The sequence below is a fragment of the Streptomyces sp. E-08 genome, assembly GCF_049913095.1.
Taxonomy (GTDB): domain Bacteria; phylum Actinomycetota; class Actinomycetes; order Streptomycetales; family Streptomycetaceae; genus Streptomyces.
This window is the reverse complement of sequence record NZ_CP183971.1, coordinates 2,624,956-2,642,747: the sequence shown is the minus strand read 5'-3', so window position 1 is coordinate 2,642,747 and position 17,792 is coordinate 2,624,956. Positions and strand designations below refer to the sequence as shown.

The window sequence follows — 17,792 nt, the reverse complement described above, 5'->3', positions numbered from 1 at the left end:
GAGAAACGCGATGACCACCAAGGCGTACGTCGTCGGCGTCGGGATGACCAGGTTCGAGAAGCCGGAGACCCGGGACTGGCAGTACTGGGACATGGCGAAGGAGGCGGGCACCGCCGCCCTCGCCGACGCCGGCGTCCCCTACGCGCGCGTGGAGCAGGCCGCCGTCGGCTACTGCTTCCAGGCCTCCACCGCGGGCCAGCGCGCCGTGTACGAGCTCGGGCTCACCGGAATCCCCGTCTACAACCTCAACAACAACTGCGCGACCGGCTCCACCGCCCTCATGACCGCCCGCCAGTTCGTCGAGGGCGGCATCGCCGACTGCGTCCTCGCCCTCGGCTTCGAGAAGATGGCCCGGGGCGCGCTCGGCGGCGGCTCGGGAGCCGGGGACTTCAAGACCTCACCCGTCGCCCGGCACTACGGCATCATGGCCGCCGCCCACGGCTTCGAGATGTCCCCGCCCACCGCCCAGATCTTCGGCAACGCCGCGCGCGAGCACATGGAGCGGTACGGGACGACCGAGGTGCAGCTCGCCGCCGTCGGCGCCAAGAACCACCAGCACTCGGCGAACAACCCGAACGCCCAGTTCCAGGACGTCTACACGGTCGACGAGATCCTCGCCGCGAAGACCGTCCACCGGCCGCTCACCAAACTCCAGTGCTCGCCCACCTCCGACGGCGCCGCCGCGGCCGTCGTCGTGTCCGAACGCTTCGTCGACGAGCACGGGCTGCGGGGGAGGGCGGTGGAGATCGCCGGGCAGGCGATGACCACCGACACCGAGAAGTCCTTCGCCTCCGGCTCCTGCATCGACGCCGTCGGCCGCCCCATGTCCCGGGCCGCGGCCCGCCTCGCGTACGAGCGCTCCGGCCTCGGCATCGAGGACGTCGACGTCGTCGAACTCCACGACTGCTTCTCCATCAACGAGCTGCTCACCTACGAGGCGCTCGGCATGTGCGAGGAGGGCGCCTCAGGCAAACTCGTCCAGTCCGGCGCCACCACGTACGGCGGGCGCTGGGTCGTGAACCCCTCCGGCGGCCTCATCTCCAAGGGCCACCCGCTCGGCGCGACCGGCCTCGCCCAGGCCGCCGAACTCGTCTGGCAGCTGCGGGGCGAGGCGGGGCCCCGGCAGGTGGCGGGGGCGCGGGTCGGCCTCGCCCACAACATCGGCCTGGGCGGCGCGGCGGTGGTGACGCTCCTACGGAAGGCCTAGGACGGAATCCCCATGTACGGGGCGGACCCGGTCTGCGACCATCACACTCATGCCGCAGACCGACTCCGCCACCACGACCGCGCCCTCCGCCACCCGACTCCCGACCCGTCCCTGGACGGTCGTCCTGACCGCCTGTGCGGGGCAGTTCCTCGTCGTCCTCGACGTCTCCGTCGTGAACGTGGCCCTGCCGTCGATGCGGGCCGACCTCGGGCTCTCGGCGGTCGGACTGCAGTGGGTGATCAGCGCCTACGCGATCGCCTTCGCCGGGTTCATGCTGCTCGGCGGGCGGGCCGCCGACCTCTACGGGCGCAAGGCGATGTTCCTGCTCGGGCTCGGGCTCTTCACCGCCGCCTCCGTCGCGGGCGGCCTCGCTCAGGAGGGCTGGCAGCTCGTCGCGGGCCGCGCGGTCCAGGGCCTCGGCGCGGCCGTCCTCTCCCCGGCCACGCTGACCCTGGTCACCGGAGCTGTCACGGCCGGAGCGGCCAGGACCCGGGCCATCGCCACCTGGACGGCGGTGGGCGCGGCCGGCGGCGCCGCGGGCGGCTTCGTCGGCGGGCTCCTCGTCGACCTGCTCTCCTGGCGCTGGGTCCTCCTCGTCAACGTGCCCATCGGGGTCCTCGTCCTGGCGGGCGCGATGCTCTGGCTCCGCGAGAGCCGCACCGCCACCGGCCGCCGCCTCGACCTGCCGGGCGCCGTCCTCGTCACCGCGGGCCTCGCCACCCTCGCGTACGGCATCGTGCAGACCGAGGAGGCCGGCTGGAGCGACCCGTCGACCCTCCTGACGCTCCTCGGCGGCCTGGCGCTGCTCGGGGTGTTCGTGATCGTCGAGGCCCGCACGGCGGCCCCGCTGATGCCGCTGAAGCTGTTCCGTACGCGCGCGGTGTCGGCGGCCAACGTCGGGATCCTGCTGTGCGGTTCGAGCTCGTTCGGCATGTGGTTCTTCATGACGACGTACGCGCAGAGCGTCCTCGGCTACACCCCGCTGCAGGCCGGCCTCGCACTCGTCCCCAGCTCCCTCAGCGTCATCCTCGGTTCCAAAATGGCCCCGCGCCTCATGCCGGCGGTCGGCGCCCGGAACCTCGCGGCGGCCGGTGCGCTCATCGGGGCCGCCGGGTTCGCCTGGCAGTCCACGATGACCGCCGACGGCAGTTTCCTGACGACGATCCTCGGCCCCGGGATCCTGATGATGGGCGGCATCGGCCTGGCCACCACCCCGCTGGCCACCCTCGCCACGTCCAGCGCCGCCCCCGGCGACGCGGGTCTCGTCTCCGGCCTCGTCAACACCTCGCGCACGATGGGCGGCGCCCTCGGCCTCGCGACCCTCACCACGCTCGCGACCGCCGTCACCGGCCCGGCCGCGACCCCGGCCGCCCTCACCTCGGGCTACGCGGCGGCCTTCCGCGTCTCGACGGCCGTCCTCGTCGTCGCGGCCCTGCTGATGCTGCTCTGGCTCCCGAAGAGGACCACCAGGTTCTAGGTGTCTTGTCGATCAGGCCGGGCTCGCGGCGTGATCGACAAGACACCCCCTACAACCACCCCTGCCGCCGCGCCGCCCGTACCGCCTCCATCCTGTTCCGGGTGCCCGTCTTGCCGATCGCCGACGACAGGTAGTTGCGGACCGTGGACTCCGAGAGGTGCAGGGCGGCGGCGATGTCCGCGATCGTCGCGCCGTCCACCGAGGCCGCCAGGGCGTCCCGCTCACGCCCCGTCAGCGGGTTCGGGCCCGCGCTCAGGGCCGCCGCCGCGAGGGCCGGGTCGATGACCGTCTCGCCCCTCAGCACCTGCCGGACCGCCTCGGCCAGGTCCTCCACGGGACCGTCCTTCACGAGGAAGCCCGCCGCGCCCGCCTCCATCGCGCGGCGCAGGTAGCCGGGGCGGCCGAAGGTGGTGAGGATCAGCACCCGGCACTCCGGCACCTCGTCCCGCAGGGCCGCCGCCGCGTCCAGACCCGAGCGCCCCGGCAGCTCGATGTCGAGCAGGGCGACGTCGGGGCGGGAGAGCAGGGCCGCGTCGACGATCTCGTCGCCCCGGCCGACCTGGGCGACGACCTCGATGTCGTGCTCCATCCCGAGCAGCAGGGCCAACGCCCCGCGCATCATGCCCTGGTCCTCGGCGAGCAGAAGTCTGATCATCCGGTGGGCTCCCCCTCCAGCGGTACGGAGGCCTCCACGGGGAGTTCCGCGGTGACCCGGAACCCGCCCCGCGGAGCCGGTCCCGAGTCAAGAGTGCCGCCTGCCGCGGCGACCCGCTCGCGCAGGCCGCGCAGTCCGCTCCCCGGCGTGCCGTCCGCCGGGCCGCGGCCGTTGTCCGTGACGGTGAGCCGGACCCGGTCGGCCGAGCCGGAGAGGTCGATCTCGCAGCGGGACGCGCCGCTGTGCCGTACCGCGTTGGTCGCCGACTCCCGCACCACCCAGCTCAGCAGGGCCTCCGTCTGGGGTTCCAGGAGCGGGCCCGAGCGGCGTACGACCGGTTCGATGCCGGCGGTGGAGAGCGCGTCGCGCGCCCGGTCCAGCTCGGTGGCGAGGCTGCCCTCGCGGTAGCCGGTCACCGCCTCCCTGATCTCCGTCAGCGCCTGACGGCCCACCGACTCGATGTCCGCGACCTGCGCGAGCGCCGCGTCCAGGTCGCGCGGGGCGAGCCGCCGTACGACCTCCGACTTCACGACGATCACCGAGAGAGTGTGGCCGAGCAGGTCGTGCAGGTCCCGCGAGAACCGCAGCCGCTCCTTCTCGACGGCCGCCCTGGCCAGTTCCTCCCGGGTCTCCCGCAGCTGCCGGACCGTCTCGTCGAGCGCGAGGATCGCCGCCGTCACCATGATCGAGATGAACGTGCCGTACACGATCCCGATGGAGTTCCAGCCGTCCCGCCAGAACGTCACCACCCCGACCCCGAGGACCAGCGGGAAGGCGATCGCGGGCAGGAGCCGGCCGCGCCGGACCACCGCGCCGACCCCGAGGCCCAGGAGCGGGAAGAGGAGCAGCCACTCGCGGCCGTACCCGATGGCCAGGGCGAAGGTGAGCACCCCGAGAGAGGTGAGGAGTCCCCAGGTCAGGCGCGATTCCCGGCGGCGCGGGTCGAAGGCCCGGAACACGATCGCGATGTACAGCGTGTTGAAGGCGAGCAGGCCCGCCGCGCCGATCCACGGGTTGGGCGCCTGGCCGCCGAGGAGGTGGGAGAGCGCCCCCAGGCCCATCAGGAGCCAGGGGAGGAGGCTCAGCCCGCTGGGCCCCCGGTCCTGGCGCACTCGTGCCCGCGCTCCCCACAGCTGCCGGATCCTCATGTCCCTCTCCCTATGCCGTCTTCGCCGAACGACGGTACGAGACCGTGGCGTACGCGCCGAACAGTGCCGCCCAGACGGCGACGACCGCGAGCGCCGCCGCCCCGGGGGCGTGCCCGTCGGCGACCGAGACGCCGAGCTCGGCGAAGCGGTTGGTCGGGGTGTACTCGGAGAGCGAGCGGAGCCAGCCGGGGAAGAGGCTCACCGGGAACCACAGACCGCCGAGGACCGCGAGGCCCAGGTTGCAGGCGATGTTCACGACGCCGGTCGTCTGGGCGGTGAGCCGGTAGCCGTTGCCGATGCCGAGGAGGGTGAACGGGAGCGAGCCGAGCCAGAGGGTGACGGCGACCAGGGCCCACTGCCAGGCCGCCAGGTGGACGCCGTTGACGAGGCCGCCGGCGAGGAGGACCCCGACGATGGCCGGGAGCACCACCACCGAGCCGGTGAGGGCGCGTCCGGTGACGACCTGGCGCGGGGTCATCGGCGTGATCCGCAACTGCCGCAGCCAGCCGGACGACTTGTCCTCGGCGACGCCCGGGCCGATCGACAGGGCCGCGCCGAGGGCGCCGTACGCCGCCATGCCGACCATGGAGGCGGTCTTCCACTCCTCCTCGTTCTGGCCGCCGAGGTTGGTGAAGAGGAGGTACATCATCACCGGGACGGCGATGGTGCCGATGGCGAAGCCGGTGTCGCGCAGGGTGCGGCGGACTTCGAGGCGCACGTACTCGGTGATCATCGGGTCGTCTCCAGGGAGCGGGCGCGCGCGGCCGGGGCGTGCGCGGTGAGGGCGAGGAAGGCGTCGTTGAGGGAGACGGGGGCGACTTCGAGGCCCCGGATCGCGTTCCGTTCGGCGAGCGCGCGGACGGTCGCGTCGGAGTCGCCGGTGTGGAGCCGGGCGCGGTCGCCGCGGATCTCGACCGAGGTCACCCCGGGGAGCAGGTCGAGGCCCTCGCTGGGGCCGCCGGCCAGGTCGAAGGCGACGAGGCTGCCGCCGGCCGCGCGCTTGAGCTCGTCGGCGGTGCCGTCGGCGAGGACGCGGCCGGAGTCGATGACGACGATCCGGTCGGCGTGGGCGTCGGCCTCCTCCAGGTAGTGGGTGGAGAACAGGACGGTGTTGCCGCGCCGGGCGTAGCCGCGCATCGAGTCCCAGAAGACCTCGCGGGCCTCGACGTCGAGGGCGGCGGTGGGCTCGTCGAGGACGATCAGTTCGGGGTTGCCGGCGAGGGCGACGGCGAAGCGGACGCGCTGGACCTGGCCGCCGGAGAGGCGGTCGACGCGGCGGTCGGCGAGGTCGGTGAGGCCGGCGAGCGCGAGGGCCTCGGCGACCGGCAGGGGCTTCGGGTAGGTGCGGGCGACGAAGGTGACGAGCTCGCGGATGGTCACCCGGGGGACGGGGCGGCCGTCCTGGAGCATCGCGCCGGTCCGGCCGGCCGCGACGGCCCGCGCCGGGGTGTCGCCGAAGAGGCGCACCTCGCCGCCGTCGGGCTCGTCGAGGCCGAGGAGGAGGCCGATGGTGGTGGACTTGCCGGCGCCGTTGCGGCCGAGCAGGGCGACGGTCTCGCCGCGCCGGATGGTGAGGTCGATGCCGTCCACGGCGCGGACCGGTCCGAAGGACCGGGTGACTCCGGTGAAGGCGACCGCTGTCTCGTTCTTCATGGGGACGACGCTACGGATCGGGGGCTCCCGCCCGGCAGGCGTGGATGTACGGACCTGGCCGTGACAAATGTCCCGGGTGCCTTGCCCCGAACCGTTTCTGACATGTCGTCAGGAGGGTTCACAACTCCTTCCGCCTCGGCTATACATGGGGTCCACCGACCTAGAACGCGTTCTAGAACGGCCGCGTACGGGACGGTCCCCGCACGGCCTCGGTGCGGCCGACGGTGCGGACGGCCGCGCCGAGGTCTTCACCGCCACGAGGAGCAGCAGCCCGATGCCCATCGACCCCGCAAAGGCCGTCGCCGCGGAACCCCGCAGCGCCGAGATCTCCTGGGACCACAAGGACGTCCAGCTCTACCACCTGGGCCTGGGCGCCGGAACGCCCGCGACCGACCCCGACGAGCTCCGCTACACCCTGGAGTCCCGCCTCCACGTCCTGCCCAGCTTCGCCACCGTCGCGGGCGCCGGCATGGGCGTCGTCGGCGGACTCTCGGCCCCCGGCATCGACATCGACCTCGCCGCCGTCCTGCACGGCGGCCAGTCGATCACCCTCCACCGCCCCCTGCCCACGAGCGGCCGGGCCGTCTCCACCTCCCGAGTCGCCGCCGTGTACGACAAGGGCAAGGCCGCCGTCCTCGTCCTGCGCTCCGAGGCCGCCGACGCGGACGGCCCGCTCTGGACCAGCGACGCCTCGATCTTCGTACGGGGCGAGGGCGGCTGGGGCGGCGACCGCGGCCCCTCCGAGCGCCTCACGGTCCCCGACCGGGAGCCCGACGCCACCGTCGAACGGCCCGTCCGCGAGGAACAGGCCCTGCTCTACCGGCTCTCCGGCGACTGGAACCCGCTCCACGCCGACCCCGAGTTCGCCAAGCTCGCCGGCTTCGACCGGCCGATCCTGCACGGGCTCTGCTCGTACGGCATGACCCTCAAGGCGGTGGTGGACACGGTGCTCGGCGGGGACGTCACCCGCGTCCGCGCCTACCGCACCCGCTTCGCCGGGATCGTCTTCCCCGGCGAGACCCTGCGCATCCGGATGTGGGCCGGGGACGGCCGCGTCCAGGTGACGGTGACGGCCGTGGAGCGCGACGACGCCCCGGTCCTCGCCGACACCCTCGTCGAACACTCCTGATCGCCTGAACCCTCGATCTGCCTGATCGTCTGATGGGAGCCGCACCATGCGCGCAGCCGTACTGCACGAGATCGGCCAGGACAAACTCGAAGTCCTCGACGACGTCGAGGCGGTGGGCTTCGGCCCGGGCAAGGTGCGGATCCGGGTGAGGGCCACCGGCCTCTGCCACTCCGACGTCTCCGCGATGAGCGGCGTCCTCCCGCAGCCCGCCCCCTTCATCCCCGGCCACGAGGGAGCCGGCGAGATCCTCGACGTCGGCGACGGCGTCACCGGCCTCGGCCAGGGCCAGCGGGTGCTGCTCTGCTGGCTGCCCGCCTGCGGCAGCTGTCCGGCCTGCAGGCGCGGCCAGACCCAGCTGTGCCTGGCCGGCTTCATGAACGCCGGCACGCCCAACTTCAAGCGCCCCGGCGGGGACGTCTTCGGCTTCGCCGGCACCGGCACCTTCACCGAGGAGGTCGTCGTGGACGCCGGCTGCGCCGTCCCGATCCCCGACGACGTGCCCTTCGACATCGCCGCCCTCATCGGCTGCGGCGTCACCACCGGCCTCGGCGCCGCCATCAACACGGCCAAGGTGGAGGCCGGTTCGTCCGTCGCCGTCATCGGCTGCGGAGGCGTCGGCATCTCCGCCATCCAGGGCGCCAAGCTCCAGGGCGCCGCCCAGATCGTCGCCGTCGACCCCGTCGAGTCCCGGCGCGAGGCCGCGCTGAAGTTCGGCGCCACCGAGGCGGTCGCCCCGGACGCGCTCGCCGACGCCCGGCAGCGGATCACCGGCGGCGAGGGCTTCGACTACGTCTTCGAGGTCGTCGGCAAGTCCGCCACCGCCCGCACCGCGTACGAGACGACCCGGCGCGGCGGCACCCTCTGCGTCGTCGGCGCCGGCGCCCTCGACGACTACCTCCAGCTCAACATGTTCGAGCTGTTCTTCGACGAGAAGCGCATCCTGCCCTCGATGTACGGCGGCGGGGACGTGCTCCGGTCGTACGAGCGGGCCATCGCGCTCTGGCGGGCCGGCCGCATCGACCTGGAGTCGCTCATCACCCACCGGGTGCCGCTGGCGGGCATCAACGAGGCCCTGGAGCAGATGCGGACCGGCGCGGCCCTCCGTACCTGCATCGAGATCTGAGAGGACCCACCCGAGATGTCACTCCCCCTGGAGGGCCTGAGCGCCGTCGTCACCGGCGCCGGGCGCGGTCTCGGCCGCGCCGAGGCCCTGGAACTGGCCCGACTCGGCGCCGCCGTCGTCGTCAACGACTACGGGCAGCCCGGCCGCGACGGCTCGGGCGCGGCCTCCGCCGCGCCCGCCGAGGAGGTCGCGGCGGAGATCCGCGCGGCGGGCGGCCGGGCGGTCGCGCACCTCGGCGACGTCTCCGACTTCGAGACGGCGCGGGCCCTGGTCGACCTGGCGGTGGCCGAGTTCGGAAAGCTGGACGTCCTCGTCAACAACGCGGGCATCCTGCGCGACCGGATGGTCTTCTCGATGAGCGAGGACGAGTGGGACTCGGTCGTACGGGTCCACCTCAAGGGCCACTTCAACACCACCCACTTCGCGGCGGTGCACTGGCGCGGCCGCGCCAAGGCGGGCGAGGCCGGCGTCTACGGCCGCATCGTCAACACCTCGTCCGAGGCGTTCCTCGCGGGCTCGGCGGGCCAGCCCAACTACGCCGCGGCCAAGGGCGGCATCGTGGGCCTGACCACCTCGTCGGCGCTGGCGCTCGCCCGGTACGGCGTGACGGCCAACGCGATCTGCCCGCGGGCCAGGACCCGGATGACCGAGGACGTCTTCGCCGGCTTCGGCGAGCCCGGGGAGGGGGAGCTCGACCCGCTGTCCCCTGACCACGTGGCGCCGCTCGTCGGCTATCTGGCCTCCCCGGCGGCGGCCGGGGTCAACGGTCAGCTGCTCGTCGTGCACGGCGGGATGGTGGCGGTGGTGGACCGGCCGAAGGTCTCGGCCAAGTTCGACACGGCCAAGGAGACGTTCACGTACGAGGAGCTGGACTCCCTCCTGACCCCGCACTACGCGTCCCGCCCGGCGGGCGAGACCTTCGCCGCGACGGAGGTGCTGGGTCTGAAGAAGGGCTGAGCCACAGGGGTGGTGGGGAAGGAGCAGGGCCCCGGGGGAGACCCCGGGGCCCTGCTCGTCTCTTCTCCTACTGCGCGTGGGCGTCTGCCTCGCGGCGGTGCCGGCCGTGCGGCGAGGACGTGGAGTCCTCCGCCGGCGACGCCTGACCGCGATGCTTCCCGGAGCCGTGCGACTCCGTACCCTGCGTGCTTGCTTCCGACATGCTGGAACTCACCCCGTACGTCTTGCTCTTGCTGTGCGGCCGTGAGTCTAGCCAGCGGGCCTCCGGTCCGTCAGCGGAGCCTGCTGCAAAGGCACCGGACGGCACACCCGGGGCTCCTCGACGACCACCACGGGCTCGGCGGGCCCGGGTTCCGGCGGCACCTCCAGGCCCGCGAGCCCGCAGGGCACTTCGGCCGTCGCGTACGGCAGCCGCAGCTCGCCCCCGGCCGTCCACAGGCCCGCCCCGGCCAGCCAGCCCCGGGGCGCCGCCAGCTGGGCCATCCGGCGGGACGCGGGCTGCCAGGCGCCCACCCAGCTGCCGCCCGCCGCGTCGATGCGCAGCGCCACCGCGCAGCTCTCCGGCATCAGCACCTGCCCCGGCTGCACCGCGAACGGCGTCACCGCCGCGTCGTCGAGCCGCAGGCACTCCGGGAACCGCACGGGCAGCAGGCTCCCGAGCACACCCCAGCCGAGCCGGTCGTGCCCCGGGGACGGCGCGTCGGAGCGGATCAGGAGCAGCCCGCTGTCCGGGTCCGCGAGCAACAGCCGGTCGTCGCTCCCCTCGGTGATCTGGAGCAGCGGCGTCACCTCCCCGCCCCGCTCCAGATCGACGGCGACGGCCTTCACCGGCCCGCCGTCGAGGCGCCGGTCGAGCGCGAGCATCCGGCCCGTGCGGTCGAGCCACACCCCGCCCGTGCAGCGGCCCCGGACCTCGGCCACCCGCTCCGGGCCGAAGGCCCCGCCCGCGACCAGCCACAGCGTCGTCGTGCCGGGGCCGACGCACATCGCGTACGCGCAGATGCCGTCCGGCGAGGGCGGGAGCAGCACCAGGTGCTCGGAGCCGGGCGCCTCCACCGAGCCGAGCTGGAGCTCGCCGGTGGCCGGGCCGGTGGGGTAGAGCAGGGAGAACGTGTGGCGCCGTCCGTCCACGCGGCGGGCGACGAGGACCCGGCCGTCGGCGAGGGGCAGCAGCTGGGCGCCCGGCTCCTCCGGCTGGCCGAGGGGGAGCGGGACGGCGTACGGCTCCGGGCCGTCGAGCGTCCACCTCTCCACGTACAGGGCGTCACCGGCGCCCGCGAGCCTGGCCGCGTACGCGCCGTTGGCCGTGATCGTGAAGCCCGCCGGCCGGGCCGCACGGGGGTCGCGGTCGTCGTCCTCGGCCGTGGTCTCGATGGCACACGCTGTCATCGACTCGTCACCTCCGGCCACGAAGCTAGTTTTCGCACTTCCAGCCGAACAACACGAGCCGGGTCACTTCACACATAAGGGTGGCCCTGCGGCGGTTCTGCTGAGGGTGCGGGGGTGGTTGTGCTGGAGTGACCCATGGTGAGTAAGGTAAGGCGAACCTAAGCGGAGCTTGAGGCTCCGGTCGGTCGCGCCCGCATCCACGCCCGTCCCCGCCAGGACGACCCGTACAGGAGCCTTCTCATGTCCCTCCGCCGCCGCGGCACCGCCGCCGCCGTCGCCCTCGCCGCCGCACTCTCGCTCGCGGCCTGCGGAGGCGGCGACGGGTCCTCCGACCCCGCGAAGAAGGAGGACACCGCCAAGAAGAAGGACGTCGCCACCGGCGGCAAGGACTTCGGCGACGCCGCCGCCAAGACCGCGGCCATGGGCACCGACGCGAAGCCCGGCCAGTTCCCGCGCACCCTCACCCACGCCCTCGGCACGACCGAGCTCAAGGCCGCCCCCAAGCGGGTCGTCGTCCTCGACGTCGGCGAGCTCGACAACGTCGTCTCCCTCGGCGTCAAGCCCGTCGGCTACGCCCCCTCCGAGGGTGACGACGGCATCCCCGGCTACCTCGCGAAGGACGCCGGCACCCCGAAGTCCGTCGGCACCATCAACAACCTCAACCTGGAGGCCATCGCCAACCTCCAGCCCGACCTCATCCTCGGCAGCCAGCTCCGCGCCGCCGACAAGTACGACGAGCTGTCGAAGATCGCGCCGACCGTGTTCTCCATCCGCCCGGGCTTCACCTGGAAGGAGAACTACCTCCTCAACGCCGCCGCGCTCGACCGGACCGCCGAGGCGAGGGCGAAGCTCGCCGCCTACGAGACCAAGGCGAAGCAGCTCGGCACGGACATCGGCCCCGACAAGCCGACCGTCTCCATGGTCCGCTACCTCCCCGGCAAGATCCGCCTCTACGCCAAGGCCTCCTTCATCGGCACGATCCTGGAGGACACCGGCCTGCCCCGGCCGAAGAACCAGCAGATCGACGAGCTCGCGGCCGAGATCAGCCCCGAGAGGATCGACGAGGCCGACGCCGACTGGATCTTCACCGGCGTCTACGGCGACGCCAAGGCCACCAAGAAGGACAGCGCCCAGGCCAACCCGCTCTGGAAGAACCTCAAGGCCGTCAAGGCCGGCCGGGCGGAGGACGTCCCGGACGAGACCTGGTACCTCGGCCTCGGCGTCACGGCCGCGAACAGCGTCCTCGACGACCTGCGCGCCGACCTCGTGAAGAAGTAGCCCGGGGTCCCGGAGTCATCCACAGGGAAGAAGTGGCCCGGGGTCCCGGAGTCATCCACAGGCCCGGACGGCGGGGCGCGGTGGGCAGGTAGCCTTTCCCTCGTGCCCCGTCTGTCTGAAGTCATCGCCGAGCTCGACGCCCTCTGGCCGCCCGAGCGAGCCGAGTCGTGGGACGCCGTCGGCACCGTCTGCGGCGACCCCGACGCCGAGATCGGCCGCGTCCTCTTCGCCGTCGACCCCGTCCAGGCGATCGCCGACGAGGCGATCGCCCTCGGCGCCGACCTGATCGTCACCCACCACCCGCTCTACCTGCGCGGGACCACGACGGTCGCGGCCGGCCACTTCAAGGGCCGCGTCGTGCACACGCTCATCAAGCACGACATCGCCCTCCACGTCGCCCACACCAACGCCGACACCGCCGACCCCGGCGTCTCCGACGCCCTCGCCGGCGCGCTCGACCTCCGGATCACCGGACCCCTCGTCCCCGAGAACAACCTCGGCCGGATCTGCGAGCTCGACCACCCCGAGACCCTCGCCGACTTCGCCGCCCGCGCGGCCAAGCGGCTGCCCGCCACCGCGCAGGGCATCCGCGTCGCCGGCGACCCCGGCATGCTCCTGCGCCGCGTCGCCGTCAGCGGCGGCTCCGGCGACAGCCTCTTCGACGCCGTACGGGCCGCGGGCGTCGACGCCTTCCTCACCGCCGACCTGCGCCACCACCCGGTCTCCGAGGCCACCCAGCACTCACCGCTGGGCCTGGTCGACGCCGCCCACTGGGCCACCGAATGGCCCTGGTGCGAGCAGGCCGCCGCGCAGCTCGACTCGATCTCCGACCGCCACGGCTGGGACCTCCGCGTCCACGTCTCGAAGACGGTCACCGACCCCTGGTCCTCCCACCACACCTCTCCTGGAGCCCCCAACTGAACGCCGCGCCCGCCGACCAGATCCGCCTCCTCGACGTCCAGGCCCTGGACGTCCGCCTCCAGCAGCTCGCCCACAAGCGCCGCTCGCTGCCCGAGCACGCCGAGATCGAGGCGCTGACCAAGGACCTCACCCAGCTGCGCGACCTGCTCGTCGCCGCGCAGACCGAGGAGAGCGACTGCGGCCGCGAGCAGACCAAGGCCGAGCAGGACGTCGACCAGGTCCGCCAGCGCGCCGCGCGCGACCAGCAGCGGCTCGACTCCGGCGCCGTCTCCTCCCCGAAGGACCTGGAGAACCTCCAGCGCGAGATCGTCTCCCTCGCCAAGCGCCAGGGCGACCTGGAGGAGATCGTCCTGGAGGTCATGGAGCGCCGCGAGTCCGTCCAGGAGCGCCTCGCCGAGCTGACCGAGCGGGTCTCCGCCGTGCAGGCCAAGACCGACGACGCCACCACCCGCCGCGACGCCGCCCAGGCCGAGCTGGACGCCGAGGCCGGCTCCGTCACCAAGGAGCGCGAGCTCGTCGCGGGCTCCGTCCCGGACGACCTGCTCAAGCTGTACGACCGTCTGCGCGAGAAGCAGGGCGGCATCGGCGCGGCCCGGCTGCACCAGCGCCGCTGCGAGGGCTGCCGCCTGGAGCTCGACGTCACCGAGGTGAACGAGATCCGCGCCGCCGCGCCCGACAAGGTCGTCCGCTGCGAGAACTGCAGCCGGATCCTCGTCCGCACCGCGGAGTCCGGCCTGTAATGCGCGAGGTCGTGGTCGAGGCGGACGGCGGCTCCCGGGGAAACCCGGGGCCCGCGGGCTACGGCGCGGTCGTCCTCGACCCGGCGACGGGGGAGACCCTCGCGGAGGCCGCCGAGTACATCGGCGTCGCCACGAACAACGTCGCCGAGTACAAGGGTCTGGTGGCGGGCCTGAAGGCGGCCCGGGAGCTCTTCCCGGACGCCACCGTCCACGTCCGCATGGACTCCAAGCTGGTCGTCGAGCAGATGTCCGGCCGCTGGAAGATCAAGCACCCCGACATGAAGCCGCTCGCGGCCGAGGCGGGACGGGTCTTCCCGCCCGGCCGGGTCCGCTACGAGTGGATCCCGCGCGAGCGGAACAAGCACGCGGACCGGCTCGCGAACGAGGCGATGGACGCGGGCAAGCGGGGCCGCCAGTGGGAGCCGTCCGGCTCCACGGCCGCCCTGGACGCCTCGGCCGCCCGCAACGCCGCGACCCCGCCCCCGTCGGGGCCGCCGGGCGACGCGACAGCGGGCGCGGCGAGGGCCCGGGCGGCGCTGACCGCTTCCGCGTCGACGGCATCCACGGGCGGTACGGGCACGGCGACGGACCCGGCCGCCGGGACACGGGCCGGGACCCCGATCGGCTCCCCGACGGGCTCGGGCGCCTGGCCGGGCGCCGTGGCGCATCCGACCGCCGTGTCGCGCCCGGCGGCCCAGGACGCCGGACCGGACGATGGCCTCTTCGCCGCCGAGGAGGCCGTCACGGCCTCCGGCGACTTCGAGGCCGAGGCGGGCCTCCTGGCCCCGACGGGCCACGCGGCGCGCGTCCAGGTGCCCGTCCCGCCGACCGCACCCCCCGGGACGGGCGGGGCGACCCCCGCTCCCGCACAGAGCTCCGCCCCCCGCCAGGGCTGGGCCGGGCCCGACATGGGGGCGCCGGCCACCTTCGTGCTCCTTCGGCACGGTGAGACCGCGCTCACGCCCGAGAAGCGGTTCTCCGGGAGCGGCGGGAGCGACCCCGAGCTGTCGGCGGCCGGGCTCCGGCAGGCCGAGGCCGTCGCCGATGCGCTCGCCGCGCGCGGCACCATCCAGGAGATCGTCAGCTCGCCCCTGACCCGCTGCCGCCAGACCGCCGGCGCCGTCGCCGCGCGCCTCGGCCTCGACGTCCGCGTCGAGCAGGGCCTGCGCGAGACCGACTTCGGTGCCTGGGAGGGGCTGACCTTCGGCGAGGTGCGCGAGCGGCACCCCGAGGACCTCGACGCCTGGCTGGCCTCACCGAAGGCCGCGCCCACCGGCGGCGGCGAGAGCTTCGCGACCGTCGCCCGGCGCGTCGCCGCGACCCGGGACCGGCTGACCGCCGCGTACGCGGGCCGCACGGTCCTCCTCGTCACCCACGTCACGCCGATCAAGACCCTCGTCCGGCTCGCGCTCGGCGCCCCGCCGGAGTCGCTGTTCCGGATGGAGCTGTCCGCCGCCTCGATCTCGGCCGTGGCCTACTACGCCGACGGCAACGCCTCCGTACGCCTCCTCAACGACACCTCGCACCTCCGGTAGAGGAAACGGCGGCAACATCCGGAAGCACCGCGGTCCCCGGTCGGCGAACCCGGACCTCCGGAGAGGACACGGCGGCAACCGCGTACCTCCGGAAGCACCGCGGTCCCCGGTCGGCGACCCCGGACCTCCTGTAGCGCGCAAAGCGGTGGCGCGGGCCCCGTCCCCGTACCACCATCGCCCGCATGACGTGGTCCTTCACCGACAGCACCGCCGCCTTCCGGGCCGCCGCCGCGGGGCATCTCGCCGCCGACCCCGCGCGCAACACCGCCGTGCTCACGCTCCTGGACACGGCCGGACCGCTCGGCTGGTGGGCGGAGCCCGACGGCCGGGTCACCGGTGTCCTCGCGGTGTCGCCGTCCGGCGTGCCCGTCTTCGGGGCGGTGCCGGAGGAGGCGGCCCGCGCGCTCGCCCGCGTGGGACTTCCCGGCGGCGAGGAGCCGGCGGAGGTCCGCGGCGAGACCGCGGCCGTGGAGGCGTACGCGGAGGCCACCGGCCGCCCCTGGGCGCCCGCCGTCCGCATGCGGCTCTTCCGGCTCGGCGAGCCGGTCCCGCCGGACCCGGCCCCCGAGGGCCGCGCCCGGGTCGCCGGCGAGGCCGACGTCCCGCTCGTGGCGGCCTGGACGAGGGAGTTCGCCGTGGCCATCGGGGACGAGCCCGCCGAGGACTACACCGGCTTCGTCACCGAGCGGATCTCCGAGGGGCGGCTCCTGCTGTGGGAGGGGCCCGACGGCCGCCCGGTCTCGATGGCGGCGGTCTCCCGCACGATCGAGGGCCAGGCCCGTGTCCACCTCGTCCACACCCCGCCCGCCGAGCGCCGCCGGGGGTACGCGGCCGGTGTCACCGACGCGGTCGGCCGGGTCGCGCTCGACGGGGGCGTGGCGCAGGTCCTGCTCTTCACCGACCTCGCCAACCCCACCAGCAACGCCCTCTACCGGCGCCTCGGCTACCGCCCGGTCACCGACCACCTCGGCGTGAGGTTCACCGGCTGACGGGCCTTCCCAGCTTCGCCGCCCCCCGCGCGAGGGACTCCACCCGTGCCCAGTCGCGGGCCGCGAGCGCGTCGGGCGGCAGCATCCACGTGCCGCCGACGCAGCCGACGTTCGGGAGGGCCAGGTAGGCGGGGGCGGAGGCGAGCGAGACGCCGCCCGTGGGGCAGAAGCGGGCCCGGGGCAGCGGGCCCGCGAGGGACTTCAGGTACGGGACGCCGCCCGCCGCCTCCGCCGGGAAGAACTTCATGTCCGTGACGTCCTGTTCGAGCAGGGTCACGACCTCCGAGGCCGTCGAGACCCCCGGCAGGGACGGCACGCCCGAGTCGCGCATCGCGCCGAGCAGCCGCGCGGTCCACCCCGGGCTGACCAGGAACCGCGCCCCGGCGCCCACGGCCTCCGCGACCTCGGCCGCCGAGACGACGGTCCCGGCGCCGACGACGGCGTCCGGGACCTCGGCCGCGATCGCGCGGACGGCGTCGAGTGCGGCCGGGGTGCGCAGGGTGACCTCGATCAGCGGCAGCCCCCCGGCCACCAGGGCCCGCGCCAGGGGCACGGCGTCGGCGGCGTCCTCGATCACGACGACGGGGACGACGGCGGGGCCGTCCGGGGCAAGGTCGAACACGCTCGTCATGGGCGCCATCCTGCCCAGGGCGAGCGTCACCCGCAACGATCGTTGCGGAGGGTGCAACGAGAGCTAGTGGATCTCGTCCACGAGCACGTCCAGCGCGCCCGCCTTCCCGGTCTCCTCCACCACGTACCGCAGATCCCGCAGCGCCTCCGCCAGCTCCACCGGCGAACCCGGCTCCGCGCCCGCCTCCAGGAGGCTCCGCACGATCCGGCCCTTCGTCGCCTTGTTGAAGTGGCTGACCACCTTCCGGGTCGGCGCGTGCAGCACCCGCACCGTCGCCGTCCGGGCCGCGAGCTCCCCCTTCGGCTTCCATGCCGAGGCGTAGGCCGACGAGCGCAGGTCCAGGACCAGACCGTCCCCGGCCGCCTCCGGCATCACCGAGGCCATCGCGCCCCGCCAGTGCGCCCCCAGCGCCCCGAGCCCCGGCAGCTTCACGCCCATCGAGCAGCGGTAGGACGGGATCCGGTCCGTCACCCGCACCGCGCCCCACAGCCCCGAGAACACCAGCAGCGAGCTCCCCGCCCGCTTGCGGGCCGCCGCGTCGAGCGTCGCCAGGCCCAGCGCGTCGTACAGCACGCCCGTGTAGATCTCCCCGGCCGGACGCGCGCCCGCCGTCCGCAGACCGGTGTTCTTCGTGACCTCGCCGCGCAGCCCCTCACTGAGACCGAGCACCTCGCGGGCCTTGTCCTCGTCGGCGGCGCACAGCTCGACGAGCTCGTCCAGGACCGCCGCCCGCGCCTCCGCGAGCCCCGGCAGGGACAGCGACTCCGGCTTCAGCGGCGCCCCGCGCCCCGAGGAGGCCTTGCCTTCGGAGGGCGGCAACAGCACGAGCACGGTGGTTCTCCTTCGTCCGTACGGGGATGGGGGTGCGGCCCCGGCCGTCCAGCGTACGAGGTGCCGGGACGCGCCCGTGCCCGCGACCACTCGACGTGCCGCCCCCCACCCCGCGCCCTACGCTCGGTC

General features: G+C 74.1%; 17 protein-coding genes. 10 read left to right on the top strand and 7 right to left on the bottom strand.

The window, feature by feature from the left end; translation table 11 throughout:
- Positions 1-10 precede the first annotated feature (10 nt).
- Together ACN9MM_RS12050 and ACN9MM_RS12045 are read left to right on the top strand one after the other, a co-directional pair.
- A complete protein-coding gene (locus ACN9MM_RS12050) occupies positions 11-1,207 on the top strand; it encodes a lipid-transfer protein (RefSeq protein ID WP_426363616.1) in 1,197 nt (398 codons plus the stop codon).
- Positions 1,208-1,256: 49 nt separating this feature from the next.
- The gene (locus tag ACN9MM_RS12045) at positions 1,257-2,684 is read left to right on the top strand and encodes an MFS transporter (RefSeq protein WP_426363615.1); all 1,428 of its coding nucleotides are present in this window, start codon (positions 1,257-1,259) and stop codon (positions 2,682-2,684) included.
- A 49-nt stretch (positions 2,685-2,733) separates the two neighbouring features.
- On the opposite strand, the gene ACN9MM_RS12040 is transcribed toward ACN9MM_RS12045, so the two are convergent.
- The 4 genes from ACN9MM_RS12040 to ACN9MM_RS12025 are packed head-to-tail and all read right to left on the bottom strand — an operon-like array spanning position 2,734 to position 6,140.
- The gene (locus tag ACN9MM_RS12040) at positions 2,734-3,339 is read right to left on the bottom strand and encodes a response regulator (protein ID WP_426363614.1); all 606 of its coding nucleotides are present in this window, start codon (positions 3,337-3,339) and stop codon (positions 2,734-2,736) included.
- Positions 3,336-4,487, bottom strand: a complete 1,152-nt coding sequence (locus tag ACN9MM_RS12035; RefSeq protein WP_426363613.1) for a sensor histidine kinase — start codon at positions 4,485-4,487, stop codon at positions 3,336-3,338. The genes ACN9MM_RS12040 and ACN9MM_RS12035 overlap by 4 nt, the downstream gene beginning before the upstream one ends.
- Before the next feature lie 10 nt (positions 4,488-4,497).
- Positions 4,498-5,220: an ABC transporter permease gene (locus tag ACN9MM_RS12030; protein WP_426363612.1), complete on the bottom strand. Its 723-nt coding sequence runs from the start codon at positions 5,218-5,220 to the stop codon at positions 4,498-4,500.
- Complete coding sequence (locus tag ACN9MM_RS12025; protein WP_426363611.1) at positions 5,217-6,140, bottom strand: ABC transporter ATP-binding protein; 924 nt, start codon at positions 6,138-6,140, stop codon at positions 5,217-5,219. Before ACN9MM_RS12025 ends, ACN9MM_RS12030 begins: the two co-directional genes overlap by 4 nt.
- Positions 6,141-6,414: 274 nt before the next feature.
- Here ACN9MM_RS12025 and ACN9MM_RS12020 point away from each other — a divergent pair, with 274 nt between their 5' ends.
- The 3 genes from ACN9MM_RS12020 to ACN9MM_RS12010 are packed head-to-tail and all read left to right on the top strand — an operon-like array spanning position 6,415 to position 9,349.
- The gene (locus tag ACN9MM_RS12020) at positions 6,415-7,269 is read left to right on the top strand and encodes a MaoC/PaaZ C-terminal domain-containing protein (protein WP_426363610.1); all 855 of its coding nucleotides are present in this window, start codon (positions 6,415-6,417) and stop codon (positions 7,267-7,269) included.
- 46 nt (positions 7,270-7,315) lie between these two features.
- A complete protein-coding gene (locus ACN9MM_RS12015; protein WP_426363609.1) occupies positions 7,316-8,392 on the top strand; it encodes a Zn-dependent alcohol dehydrogenase in 1,077 nt (358 codons plus the stop codon).
- 15 nt (positions 8,393-8,407) lie between these two features.
- Entirely contained in the window at positions 8,408-9,349 is a 942-nt protein-coding gene (locus ACN9MM_RS12010) for a 3-oxoacyl-ACP reductase (RefSeq protein ID WP_426363608.1), read from the top strand.
- A gap of 249 nt (positions 9,350-9,598) precedes the next feature.
- On the opposite strand, the gene ACN9MM_RS12005 is transcribed toward ACN9MM_RS12010, so the two are convergent.
- Positions 9,599-10,738, bottom strand: a complete 1,140-nt coding sequence (locus tag ACN9MM_RS12005) for a hypothetical protein (RefSeq protein ID WP_426363607.1) — start codon at positions 10,736-10,738, stop codon at positions 9,599-9,601.
- Positions 10,739-10,978: 240 nt separating this feature from the next.
- Here ACN9MM_RS12005 and ACN9MM_RS12000 point away from each other — a divergent pair, with 240 nt between their 5' ends.
- The 5 genes from ACN9MM_RS12000 to ACN9MM_RS11980 all read left to right on the top strand — a co-directional run bounded on the left by ACN9MM_RS12000 (position 10,979) and on the right by ACN9MM_RS11980 (position 16,201).
- A complete protein-coding gene (locus ACN9MM_RS12000) occupies positions 10,979-12,016 on the top strand; it encodes an ABC transporter substrate-binding protein (RefSeq protein WP_426363606.1) in 1,038 nt (345 codons plus the stop codon).
- Between the two features lie 102 nt (positions 12,017-12,118).
- On the top strand, positions 12,119-12,937 hold the full coding sequence (locus ACN9MM_RS11995; protein WP_426363605.1) for a Nif3-like dinuclear metal center hexameric protein: 819 nt from the start codon (positions 12,119-12,121) through the stop codon (positions 12,935-12,937).
- Positions 12,934-13,677 carry a zinc ribbon domain-containing protein gene (locus ACN9MM_RS11990; protein ID WP_426368723.1) on the top strand — a complete coding sequence of 248 codons (744 nt, stop codon included), beginning with the start codon at positions 12,934-12,936 and terminating at the stop codon, positions 13,675-13,677. The genes ACN9MM_RS11995 and ACN9MM_RS11990 overlap by 4 nt, the downstream gene beginning before the upstream one ends.
- Complete coding sequence (locus ACN9MM_RS11985) at positions 13,677-15,212, top strand: bifunctional RNase H/acid phosphatase (protein ID WP_426363604.1); 1,536 nt, start codon at positions 13,677-13,679, stop codon at positions 15,210-15,212. Before ACN9MM_RS11990 ends, ACN9MM_RS11985 begins: the two co-directional genes overlap by 1 nt.
- Positions 15,213-15,394: 182 nt before the next feature.
- Entirely contained in the window at positions 15,395-16,201 is an 807-nt protein-coding gene (locus ACN9MM_RS11980) for a GNAT family N-acetyltransferase (RefSeq protein ID WP_426363603.1), read from the top strand.
- Here ACN9MM_RS11980 and eda read toward each other — a convergent pair.
- Both eda and yaaA read right to left on the bottom strand, forming a co-directional pair.
- Positions 16,191-16,832, bottom strand: a complete 642-nt coding sequence (eda, locus tag ACN9MM_RS11975; RefSeq protein ID WP_426363602.1) for a bifunctional 4-hydroxy-2-oxoglutarate aldolase/2-dehydro-3-deoxy-phosphogluconate aldolase — start codon at positions 16,830-16,832, stop codon at positions 16,191-16,193. The two genes, ACN9MM_RS11980 and eda, sit on opposite strands and share 11 nt — an antisense overlap.
- Positions 16,833-16,895: 63 nt before the next feature.
- Positions 16,896-17,663, bottom strand: coding sequence for a peroxide stress protein YaaA (yaaA, locus tag ACN9MM_RS11970; protein WP_426363601.1), 768 nt, complete (start codon positions 17,661-17,663; stop codon positions 16,896-16,898).
- Between the last annotated feature and the right edge of the window lie 129 nt (positions 17,664-17,792).

What these genes read in the sequence shown, in the direction of transcription:
- ACN9MM_RS12000 (WP_426363606.1), top strand. Translation starts at nt 10,979, where the DNA reads ATGTCCCTCCGCCGCCGCGGCACCGCCGCCGCCGTCGCCCTCGCCGCC.
- ACN9MM_RS11985 (WP_426363604.1), top strand. Translation starts at nt 13,677, where the DNA reads ATGCGCGAGGTCGTGGTCGAGGCGGACGGCGGCTCCCGGGGAAACCCG.
- ACN9MM_RS12035 (WP_426363613.1), bottom strand. Translation starts at nt 4,487, where the DNA reads ATGAGGATCCGGCAGCTGTGGGGAGCGCGGGCACGAGTGCGCCAGGAC.
- ACN9MM_RS12045 (WP_426363615.1), top strand. Translation starts at nt 1,257, where the DNA reads ATGCCGCAGACCGACTCCGCCACCACGACCGCGCCCTCCGCCACCCGA.
- ACN9MM_RS12010 (WP_426363608.1), top strand. Translation starts at nt 8,408, where the DNA reads ATGTCACTCCCCCTGGAGGGCCTGAGCGCCGTCGTCACCGGCGCCGGG.
- ACN9MM_RS12040 (WP_426363614.1), bottom strand. Translation starts at nt 3,339, where the DNA reads ATGATCAGACTTCTGCTCGCCGAGGACCAGGGCATGATGCGCGGGGCG.
- eda (WP_426363602.1), bottom strand. Translation starts at nt 16,832, where the DNA reads ATGACGAGCGTGTTCGACCTTGCCCCGGACGGCCCCGCCGTCGTCCCC.
- ACN9MM_RS12020 (WP_426363610.1), top strand. Translation starts at nt 6,415, where the DNA reads ATGCCCATCGACCCCGCAAAGGCCGTCGCCGCGGAACCCCGCAGCGCC.
- ACN9MM_RS12005 (WP_426363607.1), bottom strand. Translation starts at nt 10,738, where the DNA reads ATGACAGCGTGTGCCATCGAGACCACGGCCGAGGACGACGACCGCGAC.
- ACN9MM_RS12025 (WP_426363611.1), bottom strand. Translation starts at nt 6,140, where the DNA reads ATGAAGAACGAGACAGCGGTCGCCTTCACCGGAGTCACCCGGTCCTTC.
- ACN9MM_RS12050 (WP_426363616.1), top strand. Translation starts at nt 11, where the DNA reads ATGACCACCAAGGCGTACGTCGTCGGCGTCGGGATGACCAGGTTCGAG.
- ACN9MM_RS12015 (WP_426363609.1), top strand. Translation starts at nt 7,316, where the DNA reads ATGCGCGCAGCCGTACTGCACGAGATCGGCCAGGACAAACTCGAAGTC.
- ACN9MM_RS12030 (WP_426363612.1), bottom strand. Translation starts at nt 5,220, where the DNA reads ATGATCACCGAGTACGTGCGCCTCGAAGTCCGCCGCACCCTGCGCGAC.
- ACN9MM_RS11980 (WP_426363603.1), top strand. Translation starts at nt 15,395, where the DNA reads ATGACGTGGTCCTTCACCGACAGCACCGCCGCCTTCCGGGCCGCCGCC.